The organism is Sphingobacterium sp. UBA2610, from assembly GCF_002339225.1.
Classification (GTDB): Bacteria; Bacteroidota; Bacteroidia; order Sphingobacteriales; family Sphingobacteriaceae; genus Sphingobacterium; species Sphingobacterium multivorum.
Genome location: NZ_DDKA01000031.1, coordinates 100,148 through 111,174 on the forward strand (window position 1 = coordinate 100,148; position 11,027 = coordinate 111,174).

The window sequence follows — 11,027 nt, forward strand, 5'->3', positions numbered from 1 at the left end:
ATACGAGATCCCACTCAAATTTCCCCATTCATTCCGCAGTGTGAGGATCTAAAACCCCGCCATTTTATAGGCGTAAATATCGTCAATAGACTTGTTAAATTTGGTTAAAACCGTCCTTTCTAATAGGCAAATGCGTATTTTAGCACATCAATTTTAACAATTCCAAAATCACCCATTTAAAATATTGGGAATACAAAAATATTGTTAAATAAAAGTACGAATAATTCATATAATCTGATAATTTTGTGCTGTTGTTCAAAAAAGTATATATTGAACACAAATACTACGCATACCGCCGAAGGCAGCGTGAATGCTTGTGACAAAAAACAAATGATGAACAAATAACCGAGTGAAACGAGTTCATTTATATAAATGAAGATCACTCATAAATATCATAAATAATTTATACGGATGAAAAAAAACATTTATATATTGTTTTTATTGCTGTTTGCATCAATTCAGGCCAGTCTTGCGCAACGTCAAGTTATTGATCGCGTTGTAGCAACGGTTGGATCGGGCATTATCTTACAGTCCGACGTGGATATGCAATATTCTCAATGGTTGGCGCAAGGGAATAAACCAGATGAAAACTATAAAGATGGTATATTGGAACAGTTAATTGTCCAAAAATTATTATCACAACAAGCCGTAATTGACTCCATCGATGTAACCGAGACCGAAGTGGATGACAACCTCAATGCACGTCTGCGCCACATGTCACAACAGGCAGGAGGGCAAGAACGCCTTGAAAAATTCCTCAACCGTTCCTTATTACAATACAAAGAAGAGATGCGTCCTAGTGTTTTCGAGCAATTAAAAGCACAGAAAATGAGACAAAACATCGTTTCCAAAATAGATGTAACTCCATTGGAAGTAAAGCGTTATTTTGAGGGCTTGAATAAAGACAGTCTCCCTTACTTCAATACCGAGGTAGAAATCGGTGAAATTGTCATGATGCCCAAATTGACCGATGCAGAGAAAAAGGAACAGCGCGAGAAGATTGAAGGTATCCGCAAACAGATTGTAGATGGCTCCGACTTTGGTACAATGGCTCGTATATACTCTCAAGATCCCGGATCTGCCCCCTATGGCGGTGATTTAGGCTTTGGTACACGTGATAATTATGTCAAAGAATTCTCTGCCATGGCTTTTAAATTAAAACCGGGAGAAATATCACCTATTGTCGAATCCAAATATGGCTTTCATATTATTCAGGTGCTGGAAAGACGTGGCGAAGAGGTACACACACGCCATATCCTGATGAAGATCAATCCTGGCCCTGCAGCATTAGAACGAACAAAAAATAAATTGGACAGTATCTATAAATTGGTCGTTGACAAAAAAATGGATTTCTATCATGCCGCTACAAATTATTCTGATGCGGAGGAGAGTAAATTCAATGGTGGTATGATCCTAAATCAAGAGGGTTCAAGCCGCACAACCGTAATTCCTATGGATGGCTTGGAGAAATCAGTATTTACAGCGATCGATCCGCTAAAACCGGGAGAATACTCCAAACCAGAGCAATTTACAGACAAAATGGGCGATGTTGGTTACCGTTTCAATTACCTGAAAACACGTATACCACCGCACAAAGCGAACTTGGACGAGGATTTCACAAAGATCAAAGAAGCCGCCGTTCAGGATAAAACCAATCGTAATCTGAGCAAATGGTTCGATGATAAATTGAAGACCACCTACATCAATATCAGTGATGATTTCGGTCAGAGTGAAGGATTGAAAAAATGGAAAAAACAATAAGTGTACAATACACTTATCCTATAAAAAAAGGGCTTGAATAGTATATATTCAAGCCCTTTTTTTATGTTGCAATCGTCCTATTATTTCTCAAACATCATCTCGATCAGAATATTCCAGTTCGCTTTCTTCACATCATCCTTCGCTAATTCACTCAATTGCCAGATACGAATATAATTATACTTCACCACCTTATCCTTTTGTCGCACCGTTGCAGTTCCCTTGGTATAGGCAAAATCGCCACTATATGAACGTTTTACTTCTTCGGGGACTGTCTCTATCGTCATGCGTTGTTTTTTGAGATAGGCCATCATTTTAGCTTTTCCTTCCATCGGATTGGTCCAAGGGAACAAAAACCGGACATCCTCACTTAAAAACTCCTTATATGCGGTTGGATTGTCGGCTTTCAAAACGGTTGACATCAATTTGTCTGTCTCCAGGACAATATCTTCACGCTGGTTTAAGCGTACTTTAGAACGATGCTTCAGATACCACGAGTCGGTAGGTTCGATATATTCAAGATCAAACTCCCCGTCGTTCCCGTTGTTTTCAACTTCGGCACGAATATCGACCAGCCACTTACCTTTTTTGTTGCGTTTCCAGACAGTCAAGTATTCTCCATGACGCAATCTTGCACCTACTTTCTGAAAGTCCATAGACCCCGAAGTCACACCAAACTCCTGACTTTTAGCAATCAACGCAAAGGTAGGCTGCCAATTTAAAACATCGGGAATATTTGGTCTATTATTCAGATAGTTATAGGCATTTACTGCCGATGGGACATAAAACGTAGATTCCTTATCAATGATCGAAAGAAACGCCTGGTGTGGCGTAGACGCTTTCGCCAATGCAGCAGCATCCTTATCGGCCTGCAATAGGCTTCCAACTTTCTCGGGTATCTGCGCATATAGTGTCGTACCAGCAACACTCATCAATGCGACGACGGATAGCCTATTCCAAAAATTCATATGCAAAATGATCTTTCTTTTAAAGGTGATATGGAATATCCATTGGTTTCCACAGATAACGTGTTTTCCCAATAAGAATATTCCATTACATTCCTCTTGTATAAATTCGATTTCTTATCTATCAAATCTTATTCCAAAGTGTTCCTTCTTTACTATCTTTCAATTGAATTCCAATAGAATTAAGCTCATCACGAATACGATCTGAGGTGACGAAGTCTTTATTTGCTTTTGCTTCATTACGTAGCTTGATGACCAGATTCATGACGTCATCGATATCATCGGATGCTGAAGTCTGATCGTTTCGAAGGCCTAGAATATCCTCTACAAATTCTTTCATGAATAGTTTAAGGCCCTCCAATCCTTCTGCCGTTACTTTCGCTTTACCATCATAAATCGAGTTGATGATACGTACAATTTCAAACAATTCAGCAATGAGTACAGGGCTATTAAAGTCGTCATCCATAGCCGCGTAACATTTACGGCGAATTTCAGCCAAATTGAATGAATCAGCACCTTTCGACACCTTCAATTTGTCTAATAGACTGATTGCAGTCATCAGCCTTTTATACCCCTTGTCGGCCGCATCCAGCGCCTCATTGGAGAAATCCAACGTACTTCTATAATGGGCCTGTAACATAAAGAAACGTACAGCCATCGGCGAATAGCCTCTATTCAATAAGGGATGATTTCCAGTAAATAGCTCGCCCGGCAAAAATCCATTCCCTGCAGATTTGGACATACGCGCACCGTTGACAGTCAACATATTCGTGTGCATCCAATATTTGGCAGGGCTCGTATGGTTACATGCTTCGGACTGTGCAATTTCATTGGTATGATGGGTTGCTGCCAAATCCATTCCACCGCCATGAATATCAAATTGATCACCTAGGTACTTTCTGCTCATGGCCGAACATTCGATATGCCAACCTGGAAAGCCAACACTCCAAGGTGCGGGCCAACGCATAATCGTTTCAGGCTTTGCTTTGATCCACAAGGCAAAGTCCAAACGCCCCTTTTTCTCATCCTGACCACTCAATTCACGGGTATTATTGAGCATATCCTCCAATTTACGATTGGTCAATATCGTATAATCGTATGTTTCAACGTATTTTTCAACATCAAAATAGACTGTACCATTCCGCTCATAGGCATAACCATTCTCGATAATCTGTTCGATCATTTCGATCTGCTCGGAGATATGTCCTGTCGCAGTAGGCTCAATACTCGGTGGCAACGTATTGAAAAGACGCAATACGTCATGAAAACCTATCGTATACTTTTGAACGATTTCCATCGGCTCCAATTGTTCCAATTTTGCTTTTTTTGCAAATTTGTCATCCCCTTCATCACGATCGCCTTCCAAATGCCCCGCATCTGTAATATTGCGCACATAACGCACTTTATAACCAAGATGACGCAGGTATCTAAAAATCAAATCAAAAGATACAAACGTCCGACAGTTACCCAAATGCACATCACTGTATACGGTGGGTCCACATACGTACATACCAACGAGGTTGGGATGAATAGGTTCGAATTTTTCTTTTGTTCGCGAAAGCGTATTGTATAAATAGAGATTATGGTCCATGTTTAATCGCTGCTTGGAAATCTATTTTTGTCTGAAATATATTTGAATTGGCACACCTGTAAAGTCAAAGTGCTCACGCAATTTGTTTTCAATAAAACGTTTGTATGGATCTTTGATGTATTGTGGCAGATTACAGAAGAATGCAAACATCGGTGTCCGTCCAGGCAACTGTGTTGCATATTTAATTTTGATATATTTACCCTTTAAGGATGGGGGTGGATAATTCTCGATAATATCCAACATCACTTCATTCAACTTGGAAGTCGGAATCTTTTTGGTCTTGTTGGCGTATACCTTATCCGCAACTTCCAACACCTTAAGGACACGTTGTTTTTCGGTTACGGAAGTAAAGATAATAGGCACATCTGTAAATGGTGCTATTTTCTCTTTGATACGATCTTCGAAAGCCTTCATTGTTTTGTTGTCTTTTTCGATCAAATCCCACTTATTGACAACAATGACAATACCTTTGCGGTTCTTCTCCGCCAAGTTGAAAATATTAACATCCTGCGCTTCTAATCCATCCTGTGCGTCAAGCATTAAAATTGTCACATCAGAATCTTCCAAAGCTTTGATGGTACGCATCACTGAATAAAACTCAATATCTTCATTTACTTTGGACTTACGACGAAGACCAGCAGTATCGATCAATAAAAAGTTATGTCCATATTGATTGTAATGTATACGGATTGAATCACGTGTTGTCCCGGCCATTGGCGTTACAATATTGCGATCTTTGCCGATCAAGGCATTTGTCAAGGAGGATTTACCCACATTCGGGCGCCCCACGATGGTATATTTCGGTAAAGATTCTTCTTCTTCCTCTTCCACTTCAAAATGAGAAACAACAGCATCCAACAATTCACCTGTACCGGATCCTGTGGCTGACGAGATATTAAAAACCTCACCTAAACCAAAAGCATAAAACTCTGCCGATTCATGGTGCAATTTAGCGTGATCGACTTTATTAGCCACGACATACACGGGCTTAGAACTTCTTCTCAGAATATCAGCGATTTCGTCATCCAAGTCGGTAATGCCAGTGGTGACATCCACCATGAATATAACGACCGAAGCTTCTTCAATAGCGATATAGACCTGATCACGAATAGCCTCTTCAAAGACATCATCCGAACCATGTACAAAACCACCTGTATCAATTACTGTAAATTTCTTTCCGATCCACTCGGCTGTTTCATAATGACGGTCGCGCGTCACCCCGCTAAAGTCATCAACAATCGCTTTTCTACTTTCTGTAAGACGATTGAATAAGGTAGATTTACCAACATTTGGACGACCAACAATTGCAACAATATTTGCCATATTTATTTTATTTGATCCACCCACTATCACAGCAGGTGGCACTTTTATGCTAAAAATATACTTAAGGGAACAAAGATACGGATTCGAAAGGGATTATCGCGACACAAAAACAAAAATGGCTTTACCGTGAAGTAAAGCCATTTATAGGGTTTAAATTATCAATATTCGCCTAATTAGACGTTGGATTCTGAGTCAATTTCCCTGGATATGAATTGATCGCATCCTGTGGAATAAAATAAGTCACTCTAAAATCTGTCGGCACAATATCCTCAAATTGTTTTTGTGGCCCAGGATAAGTTCTATTTAACGGCAAGCCATTACGAAACACATCATAACTGCGTTCAGCCTGGTAAGCCAATTCCAACTGACGCTCTTTGTCGATCAGTTTACTTGCATTGGTAGCATCAATTGAAGTATATCCCCCATTGACAATAGAACGATTTCTGATGGTATTTAAATCATTTAGCGCAGCACCATAATTACCTAATTTTGCATTAGCCTCTGCGCGATTTAAATAAATTTCACCCAAGCGGCTGATTACAGGTGAGTGCAATTGCGACTCCTCGCCTTCACGTGAGCATTTCACAATATAGAATTGTGGATAAGCACGGTTTAAGGAAATATAGTAATCGATCATACCGGAGTAGGTATTGCCATCTTCATAAGTAATTGAATAGGTCTGTTGATTAGCATTAATTGCCGTCAATGTATATTCTTTAACAACCTCATTATCACCTATCTTTTTGACTTCTCGTGCAACAACAGTATTTCCGTTAATTACAACTGGAATTTGCAGATAGCTCATTGTTTTAGGATCACCGGCTTTCGCAGGTATATCTTGTTTGATAAATCGAAACACAGTTGAGTATTTGCCGGCCTTATCTTTGGAATAAGTAGGTTCAATAAAGGCCGCACGTGCATCGACAATCGTATAATGATCAGGTCTCCAGTCATTGCGACCTGTTTCATTTAATAAATCAATGTACTTGGCACTGGAATACATCTCGCCCCAGCCCATACAACCGATATTGGAGTACATACCACCAATACCATAATAGTGATCATCACCTGAAAATTCAGAAGCGACACGTTTCACCGCAAAGATCGTCTCTTTGTTATCTTCTGGTCTAAAGGTATTGTATTTCATGAATTGCTCACGAGCCAATAGAACATATTTACCTGAATTAATCACCTTGTCTGCGTATTCTACAGAAAGACGTGCATATTCTGCATTTGGATTTTTATACGTGCCGCTCATATACAGGTATATACGGGAAAGCATTGCTTGTGCCGCCCCCTTTGAAGCATACACTGCCCCTTTATCGATCTTCAATAAAGCTTCTGCTTTCTTCAGATCACTGATTGCTTGCGCATAGGTATCTTTTACAGACGCACGGTCTGGCAAGTTCAAATCATTGAATACATCTTCAGGTGTACCGTTGACAATTGGAACACCCAAGTTTGTCTCGGGACTTTGGTAATAAGGCTTCCCGAACGCACGGCAAAGGTAAAAATACATCATTCCACGGATGTAATAACATTCACCCAATTTATTATCCATCTCTTCACTTTGACCTTCGGCAAACATCTTAATGACGTTCGAAGATTGCGCGATAGCTTTATAACCGCTATCCCAGAAGTTCTGCAAACGGTAATTATTAGGTGTTCTCGCATAGGAGATAAATTCGTAAAATGCGTCTGTCGATGACCCGCGGATCATCATATTATCACCAGCGTATTCACCAAGACGGTGCATTGGGTCGGACCAAGCTTTTAACTGCGCATAAGTACCTGTTACCATGGCATCAGGATTACTCACAATATTCTCTTCGTCCATCGAAGTATAAGGAAGACGATCGATATCGCAGGAGGATACTGCCGATGCGATCAAAAGTCCGATTAATATCTTTTTCATTATTGATTTTCTAAACGTTAAAATTAAAATGTCACACTTGCGCCGAACATGTATTTACGAACCATTGGATATACAGAGACGCCTGTAGATCTGATCATTTGACCACCCCCGCCTTTACCATCTGGTTCAGTCAATGGAAGCTCCGGATCAACACCCGAGTAGTTTGTAATCGTAAACAAATTCTCTCCAGCTAAGAATACACGTAAATTTTTGATGTTATACTTTTTCAGATCGAAGTTGTAACCCAAAGTCAAGGATCTCATTTTTAAGAAATTGTTACTTTCCAAGAAGCGTGTTGACGGTGAATTACCTTTATCTTGGTTATCGTATCTTGCTATCGGATGAGTAGCAACATCACCGGGTTTTTCCCAGCGGCTCCAACCATCCTGTAACTTCATCTGATTACGATCGGTATAAGTTCCATCCGAGTCAAATTCTTGGCGCGAATAATTATACAACTTACCGCCCAAAGAGAACCCGAACACGGCATTTAGATCAAACTGCTTATAACTTAAGGCTGTACTGAAACCGCCAAAGAGATCTGCATTTCCTTTTCCTGCATTGCGGAAAGTTGCATTGGAATAGTTCGACGTCGTTGTCCTTGTTTCATTGCCATTGGCATCTGTCTCGTATCTGTACCACATTGGCAAACCATTATCAACGTTGACACCAGCCCATTCTTTTAGATAATAGGTATCTACCGGATAACCAGGTTGAAGCAAACGTTGCGCCGATCCAGCTATCCCTGATCCGTCCCCTGCGATAATTGGTTTCGAAACAAGATTACCATTGGCATCTTTTGTCGCGAATAGCTCGGTCAATTTATTCACATTGTGACTTAAATTAACATCCAAACTCCAATGTACATTGTCATTGCGAACGATATCACCACCGATGGTCAATTCAATACCCCGGTTTTGCATCTTACCAATATTTTTCCAGATAGAAGTGACACCTGTCAGACCACTGATCGGCACTTGATAAAGCACATTATCAGTCTTCTTATCGTAATAATCAACATTAAGTCTTAGCCTATTCTTAAATAAGGCTGCATCCACACCAAATCCTGTTGTGTATGTTTTTTCCCAAGTCAGATCTTTATTACCGATTTGGCTAATTAATGCCCCTGGTATTCCATTATAGCTTGATGATGCTGATACCGAATAAAGGCTATATTGTGGATATAATGAGCTCGGTCTATTACCTACCGATCCATAAGCCGCCCGCAGTTTCAAATTATCTACCCAATCAGCCTTGAACCACTCTTCCTTATTGATATTCCAGCCACCACTAACGGAAAAGAAGTTTCCATATTTTGCATTGGTACCAAAATTGGATGCTCCATCACGACGGAAAGACACCTGTGCCAGATATTTATTATCGTATGCATAGTTTGCATTCGACAAGAATGACTGTACTGCCCATTCGGAAATTCCGCCTTTCGTACGTTCTGGCTTTGCAACAACATCCAATACCTCGAAACCATTGACAATACCCGTTCCGTAAGCATCTAAAGTTTTTGTCCAGTAGTCGTTAAATTCGTATGCAGCCAATCCATTCAGGCTATGTTTATCCCAGGTCTTGTTGAAACGCAAGATTTGGTTGGTATAACGACGCGCAAACTCCATGCGGTAATCCGTTACACGACCAATTACACTTTCACCGCTGTTTGATCGCGGATCTTGATAACCACTGTCAGAATACGTATTGTAGCGATAATTGTTGACAGAGGAGAAGGTCAACCAATCCGTTAATTTGACATCGAAATCTAAGTTACCCATAAATTCATAATTGGTATTGGCACTATGATTCCATTGCAAGTCATACAAGTAATTCGTGCTTGCATTATTGACCCAGCCACTATAACGGTGTGGCACTAAATTTCCATTTGCATCGTATGGACTATCCCAAGGTAGGTTTCCATACATGGCATTGACATCATATTGACGATCATCTACCGCACGTCTCGAACCGGCAATAGATGGCTTGATGGTCAACCAGTCAAAAGGCTTATAGTTGGTACGTAATCTAAAGTTATAACGATCGTAATCATACCCTTTTACAGCACCGGCTTCGTTGTAGTACCCTAAAGACAAATAAGACTGTAGTTTATCATTTCCTCCCTGAATGGATAAATTGTGGTTTTGGACAAATCCGGTCTTCGTTGCCAGCTTCCACCAATCAAAATTGCTATTGCGCAAGTCCGAATTCCAACGTGGGAATTTGATATCAGCGGGATTCGAAAATGAAGCAAAGTAGTCATAAAGTTCAGCCCCGTCCATCATTTCCATGTGTCCATTGGAAAGTTGGTTGATACCCATTTTTGTAGAAAAACTAATGCTTGTTTTGGAAGCCGAAGGATTTTTTGTTGTAACGACAACAACACCATTTGCACCCTGAGAACCATAAATAGATGTTGAGGCAGCGTCTTTTAGGATAGTCAATGATTCAATGTCATCTGGATTGATATCACCTGGGCTTGAGCCAACGATAACACCATCAATAACCCACAACGGACTCGTCGTACCGCTTAGGGTTGCCTGACCACGAATCACAACACCACCATTTGACCCCGGTTTACCAGCCCCTGGTGCAACATATACACCGGCAGCCTTACCATTCAGCATATTCTCAACCGACGGCGTAGTGACATCACGTAATTTGTTTCCCTTAACAGCCTGAAGGGCACCAGTTAAACTTTCTTTTTTCTGTTGTGTTCCATACCCAACGACAACAACTTCCTGAAGTGCTTCACTATTGGACTCCAGATTGATGTTAACAACCGGTCCTGTCACCGTCACTTCCTGTGTTTTATAACCAACACTTGTAACGACCAGTACATCACCATTTTTAGCATCTATGGTAAACCGTCCATCTACTCCTGCCGATGTCGATTTAGCGCTCCCCTTAACACTAATGGTTGCACCAGCCAATGGGCCGTCTGTTGACTGCACTTTTCCATTCACTTTTTGTTGATAAACCGCGTCATTCAACAAAATATTGTTGTTTGGAAACGTAAGACCATTAGCATTAGCCGAGTTGTGTGTACTTGTAATGAGTAAAGCTAATGATAACAGACTCAACTTGTGATTGTCGAGAATCTTTGAAATCATAATATTTAATAGTTAGTTTAAAAATTGATTAGCGTGCTAATCAAAATTTAGGTACATGAATGCTAAAACTAAAAGATGATGACAGTATATCAAAATTTAGCAGCAACGAAATCGATTGCGCCAATTAAACAAACGATTGCATAAACACACATTTTACAGTACAATCCACTATCAAAAAATTAGAGCGATTAACTAACAGCAAAAGACAGTTTTTTAACAACCTCAGGACAGTCGACAATGAGAAATTTAGACGAGCAGGAAAAAGATAATCCTGAAAGACAGGTGGTATTATAGCGTGATTTAGGATACAAAAAAAAGCCAAGATATTCACCTCGGCTTTTTTCTTTTAGTAGCGGGGACCA

Annotated in this window: 6 protein-coding genes; 1 reads left to right on the forward strand and 5 read right to left on the reverse strand. The window is 40.2% G+C overall.

Annotation, left to right across the window (positions count from 1 at the left end):
- Nucleotides 1-411 precede the first annotated feature (411 nt).
- Nucleotides 412-1,761 carry a peptidylprolyl isomerase gene (locus B4Z47_RS20990; protein WP_112374932.1) on the forward strand — a complete coding sequence of 450 codons (1,350 nt, stop codon included), beginning with the start codon at nucleotides 412-414 and terminating at the stop codon, nucleotides 1,759-1,761.
- Nucleotides 1,762-1,841: 80 nt separating this feature from the next.
- On the opposite strand, the gene B4Z47_RS20995 is transcribed toward B4Z47_RS20990, so the two are convergent.
- The 5 genes from B4Z47_RS20995 to B4Z47_RS21015 all read right to left on the reverse strand — a co-directional run bounded on the left by B4Z47_RS20995 (nucleotide 1,842) and on the right by B4Z47_RS21015 (nucleotide 10,665).
- Nucleotides 1,842-2,726 (reverse strand): DUF4440 domain-containing protein, encoded by an 885-nt coding sequence (locus B4Z47_RS20995; RefSeq protein ID WP_112375433.1) that lies wholly within the window; start codon nucleotides 2,724-2,726, stop codon nucleotides 1,842-1,844.
- Between the two features lie 121 nt (nucleotides 2,727-2,847).
- Nucleotides 2,848-4,314, reverse strand: coding sequence for a cysteine--tRNA ligase (gene cysS, locus B4Z47_RS21000; RefSeq protein WP_112374933.1), 1,467 nt, complete (start codon nucleotides 4,312-4,314; stop codon nucleotides 2,848-2,850).
- Nucleotides 4,315-4,335: 21 nt separating this feature from the next.
- Complete coding sequence (gene der / locus B4Z47_RS21005) at nucleotides 4,336-5,637, reverse strand: ribosome biogenesis GTPase Der (RefSeq protein ID WP_112375434.1); 1,302 nt, start codon at nucleotides 5,635-5,637, stop codon at nucleotides 4,336-4,338.
- A 169-nt stretch (nucleotides 5,638-5,806) separates the two neighbouring features.
- Nucleotides 5,807-7,552 (reverse strand): RagB/SusD family nutrient uptake outer membrane protein, encoded by a 1,746-nt coding sequence (locus B4Z47_RS21010; RefSeq protein ID WP_286727843.1) that lies wholly within the window; start codon nucleotides 7,550-7,552, stop codon nucleotides 5,807-5,809.
- Between the two features lie 23 nt (nucleotides 7,553-7,575).
- Nucleotides 7,576-10,665 carry a SusC/RagA family TonB-linked outer membrane protein gene (locus B4Z47_RS21015; RefSeq protein ID WP_115046554.1) on the reverse strand — a complete coding sequence of 1,030 codons (3,090 nt, stop codon included), beginning with the start codon at nucleotides 10,663-10,665 and terminating at the stop codon, nucleotides 7,576-7,578.
- Nucleotides 10,666-11,027 lie beyond the last annotated feature (362 nt).

Bases quoted from the DNA above. Each gene is read 5' to 3' on its own strand.
- der (WP_112375434.1), bottom strand. From the start codon at position 5,637: ATGGCAAATATTGTTGCAATTGTTGGTCGTCCAAATGTTGGTAAATCT.
- B4Z47_RS20990 (WP_112374932.1), top strand. From the start codon at position 412: ATGAAAAAAAACATTTATATATTGTTTTTATTGCTGTTTGCATCAATT.
- B4Z47_RS20995 (WP_112375433.1), bottom strand. From the start codon at position 2,726: ATGAATTTTTGGAATAGGCTATCCGTCGTCGCATTGATGAGTGTTGCT.
- cysS (WP_112374933.1), bottom strand. From the start codon at position 4,314: ATGGACCATAATCTCTATTTATACAATACGCTTTCGCGAACAAAAGAA.
- B4Z47_RS21015 (WP_115046554.1), bottom strand. From the start codon at position 10,665: ATGATTTCAAAGATTCTCGACAATCACAAGTTGAGTCTGTTATCATTA.
- B4Z47_RS21010 (WP_286727843.1), bottom strand. From the start codon at position 7,552: ATGAAAAAGATATTAATCGGACTTTTGATCGCATCGGCAGTATCCTCC.